Source organism: Acinetobacter seohaensis (genome assembly GCF_056431365.1).
Genome location: NZ_JBWKMK010000016.1, coordinates 12,647 through 31,796 on the forward strand (window position 1 = coordinate 12,647; position 19,150 = coordinate 31,796).

The window sequence follows — 19,150 nt, forward strand, 5'->3', positions numbered from 1 at the left end:
ATTGCACATCTGTAATCTGTCTATTGTATGCGATTAAAAATGAAAGTCATCCTTTGCTTTTTGACCAAAGCTTTGAAATTGGTAGAAAATGTGACATATCTCTATAAAAAGTGAAAAAATTTATAACAAAAATGAATAAAGAAAAGCGCGGTTGTATATTTTTTTGCAAGTGACATTCATAAAGACTGGCTTTAGAATATTGCAACTTCAAAGATCGGTGGTAAATCAAGAATGCTAACAGCTCAAGAAGCTTTAGAACGTCTTAAACAAGGAAACCAACGTTTTGTTTCTGGTGATACCAAACATCCGAAGCAATTGTCGCACCAGCAACGTGCAGAAATGGCAGAAGACCAAAATCCATTTGCCATTATTTTAGGATGTTCAGATTCACGTGTCCCTGCAGAAATGGTATTTGACCAAGGATTGGGTGATCTTTTTGTAATTCGCGTTGCGGGCAACGTGGTTGCGCCATCACAGGTGGGTAGTGTTGAATTTGCGGCAGAGCGTTATGACTGTGCTGTGGTTGTTGTCTTAGGACACAGTCACTGTGGTGCAATTCAAGCCACAATTGATACTCTAATGTGCCCAGACTGCCCGCCATCGGCAAATTTAATGTCGATTGTGAACCGTGTTCGACCTTCAGTTGAAACCTTAATGCAGACTGAACTGAAAAATGATTTGGCGAAATTGTCTAAGCATGCGGTGCGTTCCAATGTTTTTGCATCGGTAAATCAATTGCGTCATGGTTCAGCGGTTTTAGAAAACCTGATTGAACAAGGTCAGTTGAAAGTGGTTGGTGCAGAATATTCGTTAGAAACAGGTGAAGTGGTTTTTTTTGATTTTTAATCTGAATCGCGCATTAAGTAAATTTTCCTCAAAGGCGCTTTATAAAGCGCCTTTGATATATGGATAAGCATTATTCAATAAAATTGGCTGAGCTTTGGCATTTGGGTGAATTAAATCTTTTTGCATCAATTGCTTATTGCCCGCAATACCTTCCATAAAAAATGGCAGTAATTTGACTTTATATTGCTGACTCACCACTTTATAGTTATTTTCAAATGCTTTGCTATACGCCGAGCCGTAATTTGGCGGCATTTTCATCCCAAAAATCACCACTTTCGCTTTGGCTTTTTGGCTATGCTGAATTAAGTTCGCTAAATTTTTTTGAATCATTTGTGGCGGTTGTCCACGCAAGCCATCATTTCCGCCTAACTCAATGACTACAACGTCTGGACGATGGGTCTGCAGCAATTTAGGCAGACGCGCCAAAGCACCACTGGTGGTTTCGCCACTGACACTTGCATTGACCACTTTATGCTGTTTCGGATACTGTTGTTCTAAACGTTTTTGCAATAAGTGAACCCAACCTTGTTGTGGTTGTATGCCGTAACCTGCACTTAAGCTGTCACCTACAATCATAATGGTTTTTGCAGATACCACGAATGGGCTGAAACATAGTCCGAGCAGCAACACACGCGGGAAGACACGACTAGTTAGATTGCGATTTTGCATAATGGGAAACGTATGACTCAAAACACTAAAGAATCTAATATCATGCCACAAACGATTATTTCTGCCCAAAATTTGACACAAAAGATACAACTTGCACAAAAACAATTGACCATTTTTGAGAATTTAAACCTCGATATTCAAGCAGGTGAACAAGTCGCCATTACAGGTCGTTCGGGTTCAGGAAAATCGACCTTATTGGGTATTTTGGCAACATTAGATCAGGCCAGCAGTGGAAAATTGGTGGTATGTGGTGAGTCAATTGCAGAATTAAACGAAGAACAACGTGCAGAAGTTCGTTTAAAGCATATTGGTTTTGTGTTCCAGTCATTTCAGTTATTGCCGCATTTGACGGCACTGGAAAATGTGATGTTGCCACTACGTTTGCAGGAAAAATTTAAATATGCAGAGGCAGAACAAAAAGCCCTCAACTTGCTGAAACGTGTGGGTTTAGAACGACAAGCACAGCAAACGCCGAAAGTGCTTTCGGGAGGTGAGCAACAACGTGTCGCCATTGCACGCGCTTTAATTCGTGAACCTAAAATTATTTTTGCCGATGAACCGACAGGAAACTTGGATGGTGAAACTGCAACTGAAATTGAGCAATTGCTATTTGAGTTGAACCGCGAGTTGGGCACAACTTTGGTGTTAGTCACGCATGACCCGAAACTGGCGGCACAATGTCAGCGTCACTATGCCTTAATTGATGGGCAATTGGTTGAGCAATTTGCAGCTAAGCCAACTGCTGCCATAACAGGAGGATGAAATGAACGCATTATTTCATCCGCTGTTAAAGCAGAGTTTTAAAAGCAGTGGTGTATATTTACTGATTATTGCGCTGACTTTAGCGATTAGTGCGACCACGGCCTTAAAGTTTAGCAATGAACAAATTCAAAATGCGGTAGCGTTGCAAGCGGCAGAAATGTTGGCGGGTGATTTAGTCCTGAGTGACAATGAGCCCATTGCGCAAGACTGGCAGGATCAGGCGACTGCACATCAGTTACAACAGTCGCATGTGACTGTATTTAGTTCGATGGCACATACTCAAGCGCAATTTGTGATGGTGAATGTCAAAGCGATTGAGCACAATTTTCCGTTACGCGGTGAGTTACGGGTCAGTCCTGCAGCGGACAAGATTCAGTCTGGCGAAATTTGGCTGAGCCAACGTGCTATGGATTTACTTCACGTTAAACTGGGTGAAACGGTCAATATTGCCGATGCAGCATTTACCGTGACTGCCAAAATTGAACATGATTCTAATCAGGAACTCGGTTTTTCAGGTTTTTCGCCGACAGTGATTATTTCACAGGCCGATGTAGCACGTACCCACGCCATTCAAGTGGGTAGCCGCATAGATTACCGTTTGTTGTTGGCAGGCAGCGCCAAAGATACACAAAATTTTGAGCAGTATTTTAAAACACATACACAACAGCCTGCACAGGCACAGCAAACGGCCAGCCCTGAACAAAACTTTGAAGAACAAAGTAGTTTAAGACTACGCAATGCCAGTGAAGGCAATACTCGCTTAATGCGCCCCATTGCCAATTTAGATACCTTTTTACAGTTAGCGAATATCCTGACCATTTTATTGTGTGGGATTGCGATTGGTTTGACCAGTCAGCGCTATGTGCAACAAAATCAGGATCATATCGCCTTATTACGTTGTATTGGTGCAAGTAAACGACAAATTTTAGCCGCTTATTTGGCTTTGCTTGCTTTGGTCTTAATTATCGCTATGGGCATTGGCAGTATTTTGGGCGTGACGTTGGGCTATGCTTTGTTGCAAATCATGCTGCAACTGATTCCGCACCTGGAAATTCAATTTTCAGCCATGGCAATGTTGCTTGGGCCATTGCCAATCGCCATGCTCACCAGTGCTGTGGTGTTGTTGGGTTTTGTGCTGCCTAATTTATTGCAATTGCTGAATACCGCACCGATTCGCGTGATTCGCCAACAAGACAAAAGCATGCGCGCTTGGTGGTGGATGTTGCTTACAGGGACGCTAAGTCTAATCGTATTTTGTGTGGTCTTGACCGAAAGTTTAGTGCTTAGTACATGGGTGATTGGTGCGATTATTGCGCTGTGCGTATTGCTGTATGGAGTGGTGTGGAGTTTATTAAAATTATTGCGTCATTCTAAAGGCAGACTCGCAGCGTATATTCGTGCGCCTGCTGTCACGGCATTTCAAATTACTGCATTGGCTTTAGGATTAAGTTTAATTACGGTACTTGCAGTGTTGCGTACCGACCTGCTAGATCGTTGGCAGCAGCAATTGCCCGAAGGAACACCCAATCAGTTTGTTTACGGCTTGCCACCGTTTGATATGCCTGAGTTTCAACAACAATTAACGCAGCAGCAGTGGCACAGCACGCCACTTTATCCAAATATACGCGGGCGTTTGGTCGCCAAAAATGATCAACCTTTTGCCGACGCCTTAATTCAGCAAAGCAATACGTTAAGACGCGAACTCAACCTGACACAGTCTGACCGTTATCCTGCCGATAATATCATTGTAAATGGGCAAGCCAATTTCAGTGCAGTGGGACAAGTGTCAGTAGAAGCAGATACGGCTGCCGAGTTGGGCATTCAAATTGGTGATCGACTCAGTTTTAGTTTGCCTGAAGGCATACTTGAAGCCGAAGTGATTAATCTGCGTACGGTGGAGTGGGAAAGCTTTAGTCCAAATTTTTTCTTTATTTTTTCACCGCACACTATGGATGAAAATGCAGGCAGTTATTTGGGCAGTTTCTATGTGCCTGAAGCAGATAAACCGAAACTAATTCAATTGATTCAGCAATTTGCCAACACAGTGTTTATTGATGTCAGCCTAATTTTGGATGAAATTAAACGCATTGTGAATGTGTTGGTGCAGATCATCACCATTTTAGCCATTTTGGTGAGTGTGTCTGGGCTGTTGGTATTAATCGCGTGTTTAAACTTGCTGATGGATGAGCGCAAACGCGAAGTCGCATTACTGCGTTCTTTTGGTAGTTCTAAACAAAAACTCAAACGTATGTTGAGTCTGGAAATCGGTTTTATGGGCTTTATAGCGGGAATAGTGGCGTGTTTATTTGCCGAAGTCATTAGTGCTGTTGCCAGTTACCGCATGGATTTAATGCTGCAACCACATTGGGAAATCTGGCTGATTTTGCCTGTATTTATGACCGTGCTGTGTGCCTTGATTGGACGTTATCGTTTAAGTTATTTATGCGATATTCCGCCACTGCAAAGTTTAAGGGAGATGAATCAGTCCTGATTCATCTCTAGTTGATGTTGTTTTACTTGCTGTAAAGGTTGATTGTTCAACCCAGACTGCGTTGCATCATGCTAAGCAGTTCTTGCCAAAGGGGTTGAATTGGAGCAAGCAGTTTATGGCAATACCAGTAAAATGCAGCACAACCCAATGGTGCAAGGAGCATCGCAAAACTGTTCACTAAGTTACTGTGTTTGCTGCGTTGTCCAAGGTACCAAATGATTGTCATGGCTGCGCCCATGAGCATGCCGCCAATATGTGCAGCATTATTAATGCCACTGATCATAAAGCCCATACCTAAGTTCAGTGCCATCACCATCACCAAAGTCTTGCCATCCAACAGAAATTTTTGGCGAGGTAATTGGGGCAATAACGCCAATACCGTCAGTGCAGCTCCAAGTCCCATCACTGCACCCGATGCACCTGCACCCACGCTAGGTAACAGCTTTGGATTAGCGACACCTTGTTCGAGCAGGGTATAGCTGTCTTGAATGCTGACATAGCCACTAAGCAGGCTACCCATCAAACCTGCGCAAACATATAACACTATAAAATAGACACGCCCAAACAACTGTTCACTGACGCTGCCAAAAATATACAAGGCCCACATATTTAACATTAAATGTACTAAACCGAAATGAAAAAACATGCTGCTGAACAGGCGAATGGGTTCCGCCAAAAAGGTTAAAGGTGCATAATCAGCACCCCAGCGTATTGCATCTTGCGGGCTAGGATTGCTAATGTTCATGCCGTTGAGCACTTGCCATGCAAACAAAGCCACGTTTATTGCAATCAGGGCTGCGGTAATCCACCACAGGTGAATTTCAACTTTATTGTTGCGCAGGTTTGGGGGATGTTGGGACATATATTTGAATATTGTGTCGTAGTGATCAATCTAAGCTTAACACGAAAAAATAACGCTTCAGGAGCCATGCACCAAGATGAAAGCTTTTTTTATACGAACTTTGTTAATTCTTGTCAGTGTGGTGCTTTTGGTTCAATTATGGATTTTTAGCAGCTTGGTGTGGTGGCGTACGCAGCCTGTGCAATCGACCATGATGATGCGTTTGGATTATTGGGCTGAACCGAGTAAGCCTATACAACATCAATGGCGCGACTATGACCAACTCAGTGATAATTTAAAGCGAGCTGTGGTGACTGCCGAAGATGGCAAATTTATGCAACATCATGGCTTTGACTGGGAAGGTATTCAAACTGCGCTGGAACGGAACAAAGATGAAGGCAAGGTTGTTGCAGGTGGTTCCACAATTTCTCAGCAGCTCGCCAAGAATTTGTTTTTATACAATAAGCGATCTTTTTTGCGTAAAGGGCAAGAAGTTGTGGCGACATGGATGATGGAACGCATGTGGTCAAAGCAGCGTATTTTAGAGGTCTATCTCAACTCGGTAGAATTTGGCGATAATATTTATGGTGCCGAAGCTGCGGCACAGCATTATTTTGGCAAAAGTGCAAAAAGTTTAAGCCGTGATCAAGCAATTTTCTTGGCTGCGATTTTAACCAATCCAAAATATTTTCAGGAACATCGTAATGCGGGGGCATTAAAAGCCCGTAAACAGATGGTGCAGCGCTATATGCGTTATGCGGAAATTCCCTAAATTGAGCGAAAACAAACTATAAAATGTGAAAATATCCACAAAGCCTAATTTTTTAGGCTTTTTTTATGAAAATGTCACAAAATTGAAGCATACTTGTAGCAGTGCCAAACATTTTAAAAAAGCATAGGTGGGTATGAATACGGCAACAGGCGCGACTCCTGCGCAAACAGAATATACATATAATGATCGCTACATTAACCGCGAACTGTCTATTTTAGATTTCCATTTGCGCGTGCTTGAGCAAGCTGTCGATCCGTTGCATCCTTTGTTGGAACGCATGAACTTCCTGCTGATTTTTTCACGTAACTTGGATGAGTTTTTTGAAATTCGTGTTGCGGGCATGATGGAACAATTGGACTTGGGCAATGAAAGCCGAAGCCCAGATGGTTTAACACCTAAACAAGTGTTAGATCAAATTTCTAAAACAGCACATGCTGCTATTGAACGCCAGTACCGTATTTTAAATCAGGAAATTTTGCCAAAATTACGTGAAGAAGACATTTGTTTCTTGCGTCGTGGCGAGTTAACCCCAGCGCAATCTGCTTGGGTGAAAAAATATTTCCAAGAACAAGTTGCACCTGTACTGACCCCAATTAGCTTAGACCCAGCCCACCCATTCCCACGTTTGGTCAATAAAAGCCTAAACTTTATTGTGACGCTTGAAGGGAAAGATGCGTTTGGTCGTCAAATTGATTTAGCGGTTGTGCCTGCGCCACGTTCATTACCACGTGTTGTGCGTTTGCCAGATGAACTTACAGGCGGTAAAGAGCATCACGTGATGCTTTCTGCGATCATTCATGAGCATGTGTCAGACTTGTTCCCGGGCATGACGGCAACAGGTTGCTATCAGTTCCGTGTGACACGTAATGCAGATTTGGCATTGAATGAAGATGTTGAAGACTTGGCCAAGGCTTTAAAAGGTGAATTGAACTCACGTCGTTTTGGTCGTGCGGTGCGTTTGGAAGTCACACACAACTGCCCGAAACCAATTTATGAATACTTGCTGAATGAATTCGATCTTGAAGAAGAGCAACTCTATAAGGTCGATGGCCCAGTGAATTTGGCACGTTTACTGTCTAATTTTAAACGCCCACATTTACGTTATGATTCACATACACCTGCCATTCCAAAGGTGCTAAAAAAGTCTGAAAATATTTTTTCAGCAATGCAAAAACAGGACATCCTGCTACATCATCCGTTTGAATCTTTTGCACCAGTGATTAACTTGCTGCGTGAAGCCGCACGTGACCCTCAAGTACTAGCGATCAAACAAACCTTATACCGTAGTGGAGCAGACTCAGAAATTGTGCAAGTCCTTGCAGAAGCTGCACGTAATGGTAAAGAGGTTACTGCGGTGATTGAGTTACGTGCACGTTTTGATGAAGAATCTAACATTGCTGTGGCTAACGTGTTGCAAGAAGCGGGCGCTGTGGTTGTGTACGGTATTGTGGGGTATAAAACCCACGCCAAAATGATTTTGGTGGTGCGCCGTGAAAATAATAAATTGGTGCGTTATGTACATTTAGGCACAGGTAACTACCACGCAGGCAATGCGCGTATTTATACCGACTATGGTTTACTGACCACAGACAAAGAGCTGTGTGAAGATGTGCATCGTATTTTCCAAGAGCTAACAGGCATGGGTAAAATGGCAAAACTGAAAAAGTTGTTGCATGCACCATTTACCCTGCACGCACAGTTGGTGAATTATATTGATGAAGAAATTGCCAATGCTAAAGCAGGTAAGCCCGCACAAATTATTGTGAAAGTGAATGCACTGACTGAAATGCAATTGATCAATAAATTGTACGAGGCGTCTCAGGCGGGTGTGCAAATTGATCTCATCATCCGTTCAATTTGCTGCTTGCGCCCAGGTTTGCCGGGCTTATCGGAAAATATCCGTGTGCGTTCGATTGTCGGACGTTTCCTTGAACATACCCGTGTCTATTATTTCTCTAATAATGGCAATCCACGTATTTATTGTTCAAGTGCTGACTGGATGGATCGTAACTTATTTAACCGCGTTGAAGCGTGTTTCCCAATTGAAGATCCAGCTTTGAAAAAGCGTATTTATGAGCAAGGTTTATTGACCTACATGCAAGACAATCAACAGGCGTGGCTGTTGCAGGGTGATGGAACTTGGGTGCGTGTAAAAGCAGCTGAGGGTGAAGAACCACACAATGCGCAGCGTATCCTGACCGATAGTATTGTTTAGTTTCAAACATTTATAACAGGTAAAAAGAGCGATGCCAGACATCGCTCTTTTTTGTTTCTAATTAATTGTTTCTAATATTTATTTAAGACTTATGTTTTTGATTGATATTTATTGATCAATAATTTAAGAAAAACAGCACATCGCATCATCCGCATTCATAATTTTGCGATAAATACTTTTCACATAACCATGCACCAGTTGTTCTGAAGCATTCAGGTTGGCAGCAACTTGTTGTGAGGGCAAACCTTGTCCTGAAAGCGCCAATATTTCATGTTCAGTTTTAGAGAGTGCCAAAGAATGGCCATGTGCGACAATGGATTGTTCGCAGGCTAAGATTTCATTGGCTAAGTTGCCGTCTAGCGGTGAGCCGCCACGTAAAATGGTGCGAATCTGGTTTTGCATGCCTGTTGCAGATTGGTCGCTAAAGACATAGGCTGAAATGCCTAAATGAATAGCTTGTAGCAATTGTTTTGGCATACTGGAAGGCAGCACCGCCACAATTAAGGTATCTTTACGGAAATGTTTGAGATTTTGAATAAAATCAATTTGAGCTTTTGACCAAGACTGTAAATTGATAAATACCAAATTAGGCAAATGTTGCTGCACCATCAACACTGCATTTGCGAGCGATGGGCTGCAAAGTAGAACCTCTTTAGGGTAGCCAAAATTTTGTAAAATGTGGCTTAAATTTTGTGATGCTTCTACCTGATCATCAATCAGCAGAACAGGCACAGGTAAAATGAGATCTCTGTGAATCATGACAAATACTCCTGTGCTGTTCTATAAATAATTTTGATAAATAGATTGTGCGTGATATTGCTGTAACTGAATATCCTTAAATATAGTGATTTTTATATAAAAAGGGTAAATATAAGTAATTGTTGCTGAATATTTTTTTTGAAATGTGTTGAAAATGTGAGTAATGTAACTCGATACCGTTCTTTCGTTCAGTGGTAAGAGTGAATTGTTGAATTTGTGATGAATCTCACATTTTAAAAACTTGTTCATATTTATAAGTCACTTAAATCATCCTGAACTGCAAAAACAATACACATTTTTGAACGAAAAATAAAAAAGGAGCCAGATTGGCTCCTTAATGAAATGTTGGATCGTGTGTCTAAATTTAGACTGCGTTTTGAGTGATTTTCTGTAAAATCTGCAGCAAAACGTCAAATTCACTTTGTAATGGTGTGCTTTTACGCGTCACTAAAGCCAAAGTACGGCTTGGTGCAGCCTCAATACTTTTGATCTGTAAATCTGGATTCGATTTGATCATGGCATTATGAATTGCAATTTCAGGCAATAGGGTAAAGCCTAAATTTGCAGACACCATTTCAACCAAGGTCGGCAAAGAGCTGGCTTTTAAACGATGATCGTTTTTGCGTTCACCAATCGGGCAAGCACTTAAAGTGTGATCACGTAAGCAATGACCTTCTTCAAGCAGCATTAAACGCGATAAATCCAAATCATCTAAAGAATTGGCCTGCGCCGATTTTTGATCGCCCTTGTGATAAACCAAGAACAAATCTTCTTTAGAAATTTCAGCCACTTTCAAACCACGCGTATCGAATGGCAGGGCTAACACCACCATATCTAAATTGCCGTGTTCCAGTTTTTCGACAATTTTTTCACTTTGCGCTTCGTGTAAATGCAATTGAATTTTAGGTAGCTGCTTATGCACTTCATCTAACAGTTGCGCCAAAATAAATGGGGCAATGGTTGGAATCACGCCTAAGTGTAAATCACCTGTGAGAGGCTCACTCATTTCACGGCTTAAACGCATTAAGTCCTGTGCATCTGCTAACAGAACACGGGCGCGTGCTACGACTTGTTCACCCAATGGGGTTAAACGTACATTCTGTCGATCACGTTCTACCAGTACGCCGCCAAGCAGGCGCTCCAGTTCCATGATCCCGCCAGACAAAGTCGACTGAGTTACAAAAGAACGGCGAGCCGCTTCTGTAAAATGTAACGTTTCAGACAGTGTAACGAGGTATGACAGCTGTCTTAAAGATGGTAATGCAGCCATAGTGTCCTAATGATTATGATTTAAAGTGGTGAGCAAACAGTTCGCTAAGATGAGGAATAAAGTGTGGAGGAATATCATGCCCCATTCCTTTGATTAATTCAAACTTAGCGCCCGGAATCGCTTTCGCAACAGCCTTACCATGCCCTGGTGGGAGCAAACGATCCTGCGAACCATGTACCACAAGGGTAGGTTGCTGAATTTGTTTGTCCAGTTGTAGCAACGAGCCTGTACATAATATTGCTAAAAACTGTTGAAGTACACCCGCAGGGTAATAACTTCGCTGATATAATTTGCGTGCAGTTTGCATCGTTTCGAGTTGATTCACATAGCCAGGTGAGCCTATCACCTTAAATAGTTTTAAACTATGATCAACAATGCCATTTTCATCTTGTGATTTTGGTCTTTCTAGCAAGCTGAACAGTTGTTTCGGAAATGGTGGTGGTAAAAAAGGCTGGTTATTACTGGTAAATAATAAGCCTAAATTATTCACGCGATCTGCATATTTGGCTGCCAAAATTTGTGCAATCATGCCGCCCATAGAAGCACCAATCACCTCGGTCTTTTCAATGCCTAAGCGCTCTAATAGCAATGCAGCATCATCCGCCATATCAAATAAGTTATAAGGCGCACCGTGGTTTTGCAGACCTAAGCTAAAACGCCCCATCATTTTATAGGTGTTCAGACGTGGACCTTTGTGGCGAATTTTGGATGACAAACCAATATCGCGGTTGTCATAGCGAATGACACGATAGCCCTGATCAATCAGTGATTTACAAAAGAAATCGGGCCAGTACAACATTTGTGCGCCTAAACCCATAATCAGCAAAATAGGTGGATCTTCAGTTTTGCCGCCCACTTCGACATGCAGCTGAATTCCGTTGCCTAAATCGACTTTGGTTTCGTGCATAAATGCCGTATAGGGCGATGTGGTGAACTGAAGTGCACTATTCATGTTGTGATCCTCATGTCAGGCAAGGGCGAAATCAATCGCCCTTTATTGTTTTTATTTTATTCCGATACAGGCAATAAGTCTGGCACTAATTTGGTCAAACTCAAGCGTTGTTTGGCCGCTGTTGCGCCTAATAGGACAAAGCCACGTAAGGTATCGGTTTGGTCATAGGCTCTGGCAATCATGCCATCGTCAAATTCTTCGGTATGCCAGTTGACATCTACCCCTAGTGGCGCAGGTAAAACGGTCAGTGGTGCAGCAGGTGTTTTCACTGCAACAGGCATGGCAGGGTAGTGTACCTGAGTAGTTTCACCATTTAAGGTTTTGGCTAAGGCACGTGCTTGCTGCATGATTGGCATCACATACGGCAATAAAATACCATTCACTTCCGCACAGTCACCTACTGCATAGATATCAGCTTGGCTGGTTTCAAGTTGCGCATTGGTTAAGACCCCACGACTGGTTTCGATGCCTGCTGTTTTAGCCAAAGCAATGTTTGGTTGTAAACCAATGGCAGACAGTACCACATCGGCAATTAAAGACTGACCACTGGTAATGGTCACTAAATAGTCGTCATTTTTAATTTTCGAAACTTTTTCAACGGTTGTACCCAATACAAAATGGATACCCGTTTCTTCTAGGTTTTGTTTAAAAGCACTGGCTACATAATCCGGCAATAAACGACCTAGTGGTTGTGGTGCAAGGTCAATCACCGTGACTTGGTGTCCTGTTTGCTGCAAGTCGTTGGCAAATTCACAGCCAATTAAGCCTGCGCCTAAAATCACGACACGTTTGTCTTGGCGTTGTTCGAGCTGTTGGCGGAATGCTGTGTAATCACTTAAGTTATTTACAACATGAATGTCATCGCTGCCATCACCTGCAATGGCTAAACGTACAGGGTTAGCGCCCACTGCTAAAATCAGTTTGGAATAAGGCTGACGGCTGCTTACACCATCTTTTTCAATTTCGAGTACATGTGCTTCTGCATCAATCGCTTTTACCCAAGTCTGCGTTGCAATGCGCATATTGAGTTGGCTTGCCATTTTAGCTGCATCGCCCAATGCAATTTGAGCAGGGGCTTTATTGCCCGCCAATGCGTTAGATAAAGTTGGTTTGGCATAATTGGCAGCATCATCTGCACAAATCATGACTAACTCTTGTTCTGCATTTAGCTTACGAAACTCGCGTGCAACAGTATAACCTGCCATGCCTGAACCAATAATAACGATAGGATGCATAAGGTGTACTCCAAATGAGGGCATAGAAATTGGCGTTAAAAAAAGACCATCGGACATGGTCTTTTCGTGGTCTTAAACTTCAATCATTTCAAAATCAGCTTTTGAAACGCCGCAGTCTGGGCAAGTCCAGTCATCAGGAATATCTTCCCATAATGTACCTGCCACAATACCATCTTGAGGCCAGCCTTCTGCTTCGTCATAAATCCATCCACAAACGATGCATTGATACTTTTTCATTCAATTCTCCATAAACCGATCTTTAAATTTCCAGATCAGCAAAAAACTTATCTACGACTAGTTGTATGATATATCTATTTGATTAAATTTTTACGCAGTTATACGGCTAAAGTAAAGTAAATAAGCGATTTTAATCTGTGCTTTTATAGAATGAATAGCTGCATGGGACATAACCGCGCAGAAAAGACCTCTTTTGATATAGATACGGCATTGTAATGAGAGAATGGCTGCAGGAAAAATCACGTTTTTATGCGTTTAAATGCCATTTAAGACCTTGGTCGTACAGTAAAAGTCTTATATTTTTGCTATTTTATTATGGAATAAATATATATTAATATTTTTAAGTATATTAAAGTTTATAAAAATCAAAACCTTGTAGTGTTTTGATGCGTGATTGATGGCAGTCTTGCCGATTCGATCACTAGCCTTATGTGAAAATAAACGGTAAAATTCAACCATTCTTTAGTCACATTTCTGATCTTCCATGAGCAATTTGTCTACTTTTTTGTGGTCGCATATTCGTACAGTTCCTCATTTTCCAAAACCAGGCGTAGATTTTTATGATTTAACGCCTTTGTTTATGAATAATTTGGATTCATTAACAGATGCTTTAATTGCCAGCATTCCTGCAGAAAAATTAGCTGAAGTTGAAAGCTTTATTGCAGTAGAAGCACGTGGTTTTGTATTGGCGAGCCTTTTGGCACAGCGTACAGGCAAAGGTTTGGTACTTGTGCGTAAAGCAGGTAAATTGCCACCACCAGTTGTGGGTGTGGGTTATAGCTTAGAATACGGTTTAGACCGTTTAGAAATGGCTGCCGATGTGCAAGCGCAAAAAGTCATTATTGTAGATGATGTATTGGCGACAGGTGGCACTTTAAAAGCAGTGAAACAATTGGCTGAAAAATGTAATCATCAAGTTTTAGGTGCAAGCATTTTCCTAGACTTACCAGATTTACACAAAAATTTAGGTTTAGATATTTGGTCCGTATTGGACAATAAATCTAAACCAGAACAAGCAGTGGCTTAATCCTTTTAAGTTATTGTAACTGCTGTAAAAAAGCCTGATCTCCATAGTTGTGATCAGGCTTTTTTAATGGGTGATGTTTAATTGATTATTTTTAATGGATAGCTTTGACTTTATTTGGCAAGATAAGCTTGTTCGATTTGCTGAATACAAGAATTAATATTTTCTGGATGCAATAAGCGATGATGCCCAGACTCAAAAGTAGAGGTCTGCATATAGTTTTCTAAAAATGCTTGCGCGGCATGCATATCCAAAATTTCATCGCCCAATTCTAAATAAGCCAATTGTGGAATATCGTGCTGCAAGTCATCATCTGAAATTGCAGGATAGTCATTGCGAAACGTGGGAGCTAAACTTGGATTTGCCACCACACACGGAATATGGTGCGACAAAGACATTTTGAGTGCCCAATAGCCGCCTAGACTATGTCCCACCAAAATTTCAGGCTTAATTTTTTGAATGATATTGTGATAAAAATCGGCAACAGTTTGATAATTTAAGTTGCGATAATCGACATTGATACAAAATTTTTGTTTTGCATCTATGGCATGGAATTTAGTCGACTCCCGCGAGGAATCTAATCCATGTAAAAACAAGACTTTTAAAGCACATGTATTCATTGCCAGATTCACAAAGTTAAACATCTTGAGTCAAACTGAGCCTAAAGATAAAGTGGATAGAAAATAAAATATTTAGACTGATACATCAGCAGGTTTAAAAACAGCAAAATACGGTCTTTTTCATCTATTTTCTGAACAATATTGTAGTGCGCTTAGCCTGAGAAAGAAGTTAGCTTTTGGTCTAAGTCTACAAAAAATCACAAAAGCAAGTGGCAATTTAAAAAATAAATTGCTCGAGTCAGAGAAGGCATACGAAATCGTGTCTAAATCTGCTATTCTATTGAACTTCTTTTTTTAGTAATTATTCGAGGCAGAGATGACGCAACATAACGCTCAATCGACTTCTGAACCCACTATTTCCGAAAACGATTTAATTGCGCAGCGTCATGCCAAGTTAAAGCAAATTCAAGAACAAGCGCAGGCGAAGGGAACTAGCCCTTGGCCAAATACGTTTAAGCGTGAAAACTACGCAGAAGATTTGCAGGCACAATTCGCAGAAGTTTCTAAAGAAGAAATTGAAGCAGGCGAAAAAGTGTATGTGTCTGTAGCAGGTCGTGTGATGTTGAACCGCGGTTCATTCATCGTAATTCAAGACATGACAGGTCGCATTCAGTTGTATGTGGCGCGTAAAGAACTTAGTGCTGAAACATTAGAGACGATCAAGAGCCTAGATTTGGGCGATATTATCGCAGTGAAAGGCTATATTGGTCGTTCAGGCAAAGGCGATTTATATGTTCATATTCAACATTTTGAATTGTTGACCAAATCTTTACGTCCATTACCAGACAAATATCATGGTTTAAGCGATACCGAAGCGAAATATCGTAAGCGTTATTTAGACTTAATCGTAAATGAAGACACCCGTAAAACCTTTGAAATTCGTGCCAAAGTGGTTTCGGGTATTCGTGCATTTTTAACTGAACAGCGTTTTATGGAAGTTGAAACGCCAATGATGCATGTGATTCCTGGCGGTGCATCGGCACGTCCATTTGAAACGCATCATAATGCTTTAGATATGCCGTTATTCTTGCGTATTGCGCCTGAATTATATTTAAAGCGTTTAGTGGTTGGCGGTTTTGAACGTGTGTTTGAAATTAACCGTAACTTCCGTAATGAAGGGGTGTCTACACGTCATAACCCTGAATTTACCATGATCGAATTCTACCAAGCTTATGCCGACTATAAAGATTTGATGGCATTGACTGAGCAAATGCTAGAAAAACTGGCTTTGGATATTTTGGGTACTACCGATGTGCCGTATGGCGATGAAGTGTATAGCTTCAAAGGCCCATTCAAGAAAATTTCTATGTTTGATGCCATTCTTGAGCATAATCCACAATTCACGCCAGAAAATGTTAATGACCGTGATTTCTTGGCTAAATTTGTGCAGGAAGAATTGAAAGAACAGGTGAAGCCTGGTTTTGGTTTGGGCAAACTACAAACCATCGTGTTTGAAGAAACCGTAGAAACTCAATTACGTCAGCCGACTTTCATTACAGAATATCCTGCAGAAACGTCGCCTTTGGCACGTCGTAATGACGATAACCCACACATTACTGACCGTTTTGAGTTCTTTATTGGTGGTCGTGAATTGGCGAATGGTTTCTCAGAATTAAATGACCCGATTGACCAAGCTGAGCGTTTCCAAGCACAGGTTGCAGAAAAAGACGCAGGCGATGATGAAGCGATGCATTACGATGCAGACTTTGTTGAAGCTTTGGAATACGGCTTACCACCAACTGCAGGTGAGGGCATCGGGATTGACCGTTTGGTAATGTTGTTTGCCAACGCTGCGAGTATCCGTGATGTGATTTTATTCCCACACATGCGTCATAAAAACTAAGTTTTAGCGCATCGTTGACGACATAAAAAACAACCTGCAGAAATGCAGGTTGTTTTTTTGTTGTAACTTAAAGTTAAACACTTGCCACCAATTTTTTGATCATAGGTCGCTGGCGTTGACTGGCAAGCCATAAATCATGCTGCATTTGTAAATTCAACCAAAACTCTGGTGAGGTTTCTAAGGCTTCACTCAAACGAATCGCCATATCTGCAGAAATTCCAGTATGACCATTCAAAATGCGAGATAGGTTTGCACGTGTCACTCCAAGTGCTTGAGCCACTTCAGTCACAGAAGTTTCACCAATATATTCGCGCAACATTTCGCCCGGATGAGGTGCATTAAACATCATATTCATCTTTGTACTCCTGCGCTAGAAGCTATGTGATAATCCAAATAATCTACAATGTAGACATCACCATCTTCAAATTTAAAAATTACACGCCAATTACCATTTACTGTTAGTGACCATTGATCTTGTAGATTTCCACTCAATTTATGTAAACGCCAATTGGGTGGAGTTCGCAAATCATTCACCGTAGATGCAGCATGTAGTGCTGCAAGTATTAAACGTAATTTTGTAGAATGCGCTGCTTGAATACCTGCTGTTGAACCAGTTTGGAAAAAAGCCTGAAGACCTTTATGTTTAAAACTCTTAATCAAGCCTTAGTATCCAAGTGTATTGTGTATATGTACAGTATACGATAATTTCGAGTTTAATCAATCAACCAGTTTTGGCGGGGTTTAAGTGCATCTTGCGTAATCCGCAGAAACTTAAAGTGATGATGCTTATAACAACGCCGTTTGAATCCGTACTTTCATCTCTAAAGCTTGCTGTAAAATATGCGCTTTCATCCAAGTTACTTGTGTACCCATGGGGTTGGTTTTAATAGCAGTGTTTAAGAAATCCAGTTTTTCTTGCGAAAATAATTGCGTTTCAATCGCTTGATGCAGTTCTGCCGTGGTTGCATTTAAAGGCACATCTACCAAATAAAAACCTTTAGGATAATTATAAAATGCATACATTAAGTTAAAGGCTTTTTGTTCGGCCTTTAAATTGCCCGCACCAATTTCATAGCTGCGGTCTTGATTGCTATGCGTCACGCCTATTAAAAAGGAGAGTTGTTGATCACGGCAACGCAAACCAAATTGCAGCCCAATCTGATCTGCACTGAGTTCATGTTGCACAAAAACATTCAGCATTGAAGCATCATCGTTTAAAGGCTCTTGTAGGACGAGTAGCTCAGGGCTGTGCTGATACAAAAAACCAGCCAGCTGCGCCTGTTCAAGTTTGGATTTGATCTGTTCAATCTGTGGCATGGGAGCATCTTAAAAATAAAAAAATATGTTTTTACTTTAAGCATTTTTTGTTCATGCTTGAAGCACTGAATTAGATGAATAATCTATGAAGTTATTCAAAAATGAGCAGCTTGTAAGCGCGATTTGTATGTATCAAACGTAGCGAGAATGACGTTAAATTTCAATATATGATGGAATAAACTATTGATTAAATAAAACTTATACTGCTTATTGGTTTTCTTTTATATGAGCTTTTTGCATATAAATATAATAAAACAAGCAATAGTCTGCATAACTAAGTCACTATAATGAAAATCAAATTCTATCTGTGTTATTCGTACACAAGTTTAAGTACATCTGGTGTGATCAATGTCAATAAATCAGGAAAGACTTACTCATCTTAAACAGCTTGAAGCTGAGAGTATTCATATTATCCGTGAAGTTGCAGCCGAGTTTGAAAATCCAGTCATGTTGTATTCGATTGGTAAAGATTCAGCGGTAATGTTGCATTTGGCTTTAAAAGCATTCTATCCAGCGAAACTGCCATTTCCACTGTTACATGTGGATACAGGCTGGAAATTCAAAGACATGATCACTTTCCGTGACAACATGGCAAAACAGCACGGTTTTGACTTGATTGTTCATCAAAATAAAGAAGGGGTAGATGCCAACATTAACCCATTCGATCATGGCAGTTCTAAATATACCGACATCATGAAAACCCAAGGCTTAAAACAAGCTTTAGATAAATACGGTTTTGATGCGGCATTTGGTGGCGCGCGTCGTGATGAGGAAAAATCACGTGCCAAAGAACGTGTTTATTCTTTCCGTGATGCAAAACATCGTTGGGACCCGAAAAATCAGCGTCCTGAATTGTGGAATTTGTATAATGGCAAGGTCAATAAAAGCGAAAGTATTCGTGTGTTCCCATTGTCTAACTGGACTGAATTGGATATTTGGCAATACATTTACCTCGAAAGTATTCCATTAGTACCGTTGTATTTGGCTGCAGAACGTCCTGTCGTTGAGCGTAGCGGCACTTTAATTATGGTCGATGACGAACGCATGCCGTTGCTAGAAGGTGAAGTTCCACAAATGAAATCGGTACGCTTCCGTACTTTAGGTTGTTATCCACTTACGGGTGCAGTCGAATCAGAAGCGAATACCTTGCCTGAAATTATTCAGGAAATGCTATTGGCAACCAGTTCAGAGCGTCAGGGTCGTATGATTGACCACGATGAAGCTGGCTCGATGGAAAAGAAAAAGCAAGAAGGTTACTTCTAATCTCTCCTGAAAAATCTCCCCAAACCCCTCTTTA

19 protein-coding genes are annotated in these 19,150 nt (G+C 41.2%); 8 read left to right on the plus strand and 11 right to left on the minus strand.

Annotated features, from left to right (window positions below; genetic code table 11):
* The first annotated feature begins 231 nt into the window (after nucleotides 1-231).
* Nucleotides 232-846, plus strand: coding sequence for a carbonic anhydrase (locus tag AC07E5_RS01685; protein WP_019837464.1), 615 nt, complete (start codon nucleotides 232-234; stop codon nucleotides 844-846).
* Between the two features lie 39 nt (nucleotides 847-885).
* Here the strand turns inward: AC07E5_RS01685 and AC07E5_RS01690 are convergent, their stop codons facing one another.
* Nucleotides 886-1,515 carry an arylesterase gene (locus AC07E5_RS01690; RefSeq protein ID WP_004972029.1) on the minus strand — a complete coding sequence of 210 codons (630 nt, stop codon included), beginning with the start codon at nucleotides 1,513-1,515 and terminating at the stop codon, nucleotides 886-888.
* 12 nt (nucleotides 1,516-1,527) lie between these two features.
* Here AC07E5_RS01690 and AC07E5_RS01695 point away from each other — a divergent pair, with 12 nt between their 5' ends.
* Both AC07E5_RS01695 and AC07E5_RS01700 read left to right on the plus strand, forming a co-directional pair.
* Entirely contained in the window at nucleotides 1,528-2,277 is a 750-nt protein-coding gene (locus AC07E5_RS01695) for an ABC transporter ATP-binding protein (RefSeq protein ID WP_317027945.1), read from the plus strand.
* A gap of 1 nt (nucleotide 2,278) precedes the next feature.
* Nucleotides 2,279-4,768: an ABC transporter permease gene (locus AC07E5_RS01700; protein WP_004972024.1), complete on the plus strand. Its 2,490-nt coding sequence runs from the start codon at nucleotides 2,279-2,281 to the stop codon at nucleotides 4,766-4,768.
* A gap of 46 nt (nucleotides 4,769-4,814) precedes the next feature.
* On the opposite strand, the gene AC07E5_RS01705 is transcribed toward AC07E5_RS01700, so the two are convergent.
* The gene (locus AC07E5_RS01705; RefSeq protein ID WP_096900974.1) at nucleotides 4,815-5,630 is read right to left on the minus strand and encodes a rhomboid family intramembrane serine protease; all 816 of its coding nucleotides are present in this window, start codon (nucleotides 5,628-5,630) and stop codon (nucleotides 4,815-4,817) included.
* Nucleotides 5,631-5,706: 76 nt separating this feature from the next.
* Here AC07E5_RS01705 and mtgA point away from each other — a divergent pair, with 76 nt between their 5' ends.
* Complete coding sequence (mtgA, locus tag AC07E5_RS01710) at nucleotides 5,707-6,381, plus strand: monofunctional biosynthetic peptidoglycan transglycosylase (RefSeq protein WP_004972019.1); 675 nt, start codon at nucleotides 5,707-5,709, stop codon at nucleotides 6,379-6,381.
* A gap of 133 nt (nucleotides 6,382-6,514) precedes the next feature.
* A complete protein-coding gene (gene ppk1 / locus AC07E5_RS01715; RefSeq protein WP_353675074.1) occupies nucleotides 6,515-8,596 on the plus strand; it encodes a polyphosphate kinase 1 in 2,082 nt (693 codons plus the stop codon).
* A 123-nt stretch (nucleotides 8,597-8,719) separates the two neighbouring features.
* On the opposite strand, the gene AC07E5_RS01720 is transcribed toward ppk1, so the two are convergent.
* From AC07E5_RS01720 to rubA, 5 genes are all read right to left on the minus strand, one after another.
* A complete protein-coding gene (locus AC07E5_RS01720) occupies nucleotides 8,720-9,355 on the minus strand; it encodes a LuxR C-terminal-related transcriptional regulator (protein WP_179993567.1) in 636 nt (211 codons plus the stop codon).
* Nucleotides 9,356-9,719: 364 nt separating this feature from the next.
* Nucleotides 9,720-10,625: a LysR family transcriptional regulator OxyR gene (gene oxyR, locus AC07E5_RS01725; RefSeq protein ID WP_096900971.1), complete on the minus strand. Its 906-nt coding sequence runs from the start codon at nucleotides 10,623-10,625 to the stop codon at nucleotides 9,720-9,722.
* Nucleotides 10,626-10,638: 13 nt separating this feature from the next.
* The gene (locus tag AC07E5_RS01730) at nucleotides 10,639-11,577 is read right to left on the minus strand and encodes an alpha/beta fold hydrolase (protein WP_131261612.1); all 939 of its coding nucleotides are present in this window, start codon (nucleotides 11,575-11,577) and stop codon (nucleotides 10,639-10,641) included.
* Nucleotides 11,578-11,633: 56 nt separating this feature from the next.
* Nucleotides 11,634-12,812 (minus strand): FAD-dependent oxidoreductase, encoded by a 1,179-nt coding sequence (locus AC07E5_RS01735; RefSeq protein WP_498624520.1) that lies wholly within the window; start codon nucleotides 12,810-12,812, stop codon nucleotides 11,634-11,636.
* Nucleotides 12,813-12,884: 72 nt separating this feature from the next.
* Nucleotides 12,885-13,049, minus strand: coding sequence for a rubredoxin RubA (gene rubA / locus AC07E5_RS01740; RefSeq protein WP_004972007.1), 165 nt, complete (start codon nucleotides 13,047-13,049; stop codon nucleotides 12,885-12,887).
* A gap of 484 nt (nucleotides 13,050-13,533) precedes the next feature.
* On the opposite strand from rubA, the gene AC07E5_RS01745 reads away from it, so the two are divergent.
* The gene (locus AC07E5_RS01745) at nucleotides 13,534-14,076 is read left to right on the plus strand and encodes an adenine phosphoribosyltransferase (protein WP_004972003.1); all 543 of its coding nucleotides are present in this window, start codon (nucleotides 13,534-13,536) and stop codon (nucleotides 14,074-14,076) included.
* 110 nt (nucleotides 14,077-14,186) lie between these two features.
* Here AC07E5_RS01745 and AC07E5_RS01750 read toward each other — a convergent pair whose 3' ends face one another.
* Nucleotides 14,187-14,693 carry a YqiA/YcfP family alpha/beta fold hydrolase gene (locus AC07E5_RS01750; RefSeq protein WP_026438299.1) on the minus strand — a complete coding sequence of 169 codons (507 nt, stop codon included), beginning with the start codon at nucleotides 14,691-14,693 and terminating at the stop codon, nucleotides 14,187-14,189.
* A 316-nt stretch (nucleotides 14,694-15,009) separates the two neighbouring features.
* Here AC07E5_RS01750 and lysS point away from each other — a divergent pair, with 316 nt between their 5' ends.
* Nucleotides 15,010-16,536: a lysine--tRNA ligase gene (lysS, locus tag AC07E5_RS01755; protein WP_096900968.1), complete on the plus strand. Its 1,527-nt coding sequence runs from the start codon at nucleotides 15,010-15,012 to the stop codon at nucleotides 16,534-16,536.
* A 73-nt stretch (nucleotides 16,537-16,609) separates the two neighbouring features.
* Here the strand turns inward: lysS and AC07E5_RS01760 are convergent, their stop codons facing one another.
* The 3 genes from AC07E5_RS01760 to AC07E5_RS01770 all read right to left on the minus strand — a co-directional run bounded on the left by AC07E5_RS01760 (nucleotide 16,610) and on the right by AC07E5_RS01770 (nucleotide 17,853).
* A complete protein-coding gene (locus AC07E5_RS01760) occupies nucleotides 16,610-16,891 on the minus strand; it encodes a HigA family addiction module antitoxin (RefSeq protein WP_004971994.1) in 282 nt (93 codons plus the stop codon).
* The gene (locus tag AC07E5_RS01765) at nucleotides 16,888-17,196 is read right to left on the minus strand and encodes a type II toxin-antitoxin system RelE/ParE family toxin (protein WP_096900967.1); all 309 of its coding nucleotides are present in this window, start codon (nucleotides 17,194-17,196) and stop codon (nucleotides 16,888-16,890) included. The genes AC07E5_RS01760 and AC07E5_RS01765 overlap by 4 nt, the downstream gene beginning before the upstream one ends.
* 126 nt (nucleotides 17,197-17,322) lie before the next feature.
* On the minus strand, nucleotides 17,323-17,853 hold the full coding sequence (locus AC07E5_RS01770) for a hypothetical protein (RefSeq protein ID WP_096900966.1): 531 nt from the start codon (nucleotides 17,851-17,853) through the stop codon (nucleotides 17,323-17,325).
* Nucleotides 17,854-18,207: 354 nt separating this feature from the next.
* Between AC07E5_RS01770 and cysD the strand changes: the two genes are divergently transcribed.
* The gene (cysD, locus tag AC07E5_RS01775; RefSeq protein ID WP_180043369.1) at nucleotides 18,208-19,116 is read left to right on the plus strand and encodes a sulfate adenylyltransferase subunit CysD; all 909 of its coding nucleotides are present in this window, start codon (nucleotides 18,208-18,210) and stop codon (nucleotides 19,114-19,116) included.
* The last annotated feature ends 34 nt before the right edge of the window (nucleotides 19,117-19,150 follow it).

What these genes read in the sequence shown, in the direction of transcription:
- AC07E5_RS01685 (WP_019837464.1), top strand. Translation starts at nt 232, where the DNA reads ATGCTAACAGCTCAAGAAGCTTTAGAACGTCTTAAACAAGGAAACCAA.
- AC07E5_RS01690 (WP_004972029.1), bottom strand. Translation starts at nt 1,515, where the DNA reads ATGCAAAATCGCAATCTAACTAGTCGTGTCTTCCCGCGTGTGTTGCTG.
- AC07E5_RS01695 (WP_317027945.1), top strand. Translation starts at nt 1,528, where the DNA reads ATGACTCAAAACACTAAAGAATCTAATATCATGCCACAAACGATTATT.
- AC07E5_RS01700 (WP_004972024.1), top strand. Translation starts at nt 2,279, where the DNA reads ATGAACGCATTATTTCATCCGCTGTTAAAGCAGAGTTTTAAAAGCAGT.
- AC07E5_RS01705 (WP_096900974.1), bottom strand. Translation starts at nt 5,630, where the DNA reads ATGTCCCAACATCCCCCAAACCTGCGCAACAATAAAGTTGAAATTCAC.
- mtgA (WP_004972019.1), top strand. Translation starts at nt 5,707, where the DNA reads ATGAAAGCTTTTTTTATACGAACTTTGTTAATTCTTGTCAGTGTGGTG.
- ppk1 (WP_353675074.1), top strand. Translation starts at nt 6,515, where the DNA reads ATGAATACGGCAACAGGCGCGACTCCTGCGCAAACAGAATATACATAT.
- AC07E5_RS01720 (WP_179993567.1), bottom strand. Translation starts at nt 9,355, where the DNA reads ATGATTCACAGAGATCTCATTTTACCTGTGCCTGTTCTGCTGATTGAT.
- oxyR (WP_096900971.1), bottom strand. Translation starts at nt 10,625, where the DNA reads ATGGCTGCATTACCATCTTTAAGACAGCTGTCATACCTCGTTACACTG.
- AC07E5_RS01730 (WP_131261612.1), bottom strand. Translation starts at nt 11,577, where the DNA reads ATGAATAGTGCACTTCAGTTCACCACATCGCCCTATACGGCATTTATG.
- AC07E5_RS01735 (WP_498624520.1), bottom strand. Translation starts at nt 12,812, where the DNA reads ATGCATCCTATCGTTATTATTGGTTCAGGCATGGCAGGTTATACTGTT.
- rubA (WP_004972007.1), bottom strand. Translation starts at nt 13,049, where the DNA reads ATGAAAAAGTATCAATGCATCGTTTGTGGATGGATTTATGACGAAGCA.
- AC07E5_RS01745 (WP_004972003.1), top strand. Translation starts at nt 13,534, where the DNA reads ATGAGCAATTTGTCTACTTTTTTGTGGTCGCATATTCGTACAGTTCCT.
- AC07E5_RS01750 (WP_026438299.1), bottom strand. Translation starts at nt 14,693, where the DNA reads ATGAATACATGTGCTTTAAAAGTCTTGTTTTTACATGGATTAGATTCC.
- lysS (WP_096900968.1), top strand. Translation starts at nt 15,010, where the DNA reads ATGACGCAACATAACGCTCAATCGACTTCTGAACCCACTATTTCCGAA.
- AC07E5_RS01760 (WP_004971994.1), bottom strand. Translation starts at nt 16,891, where the DNA reads ATGAATATGATGTTTAATGCACCTCATCCGGGCGAAATGTTGCGCGAA.
- AC07E5_RS01770 (WP_096900966.1), bottom strand. Translation starts at nt 17,853, where the DNA reads ATGCCACAGATTGAACAGATCAAATCCAAACTTGAACAGGCGCAGCTG.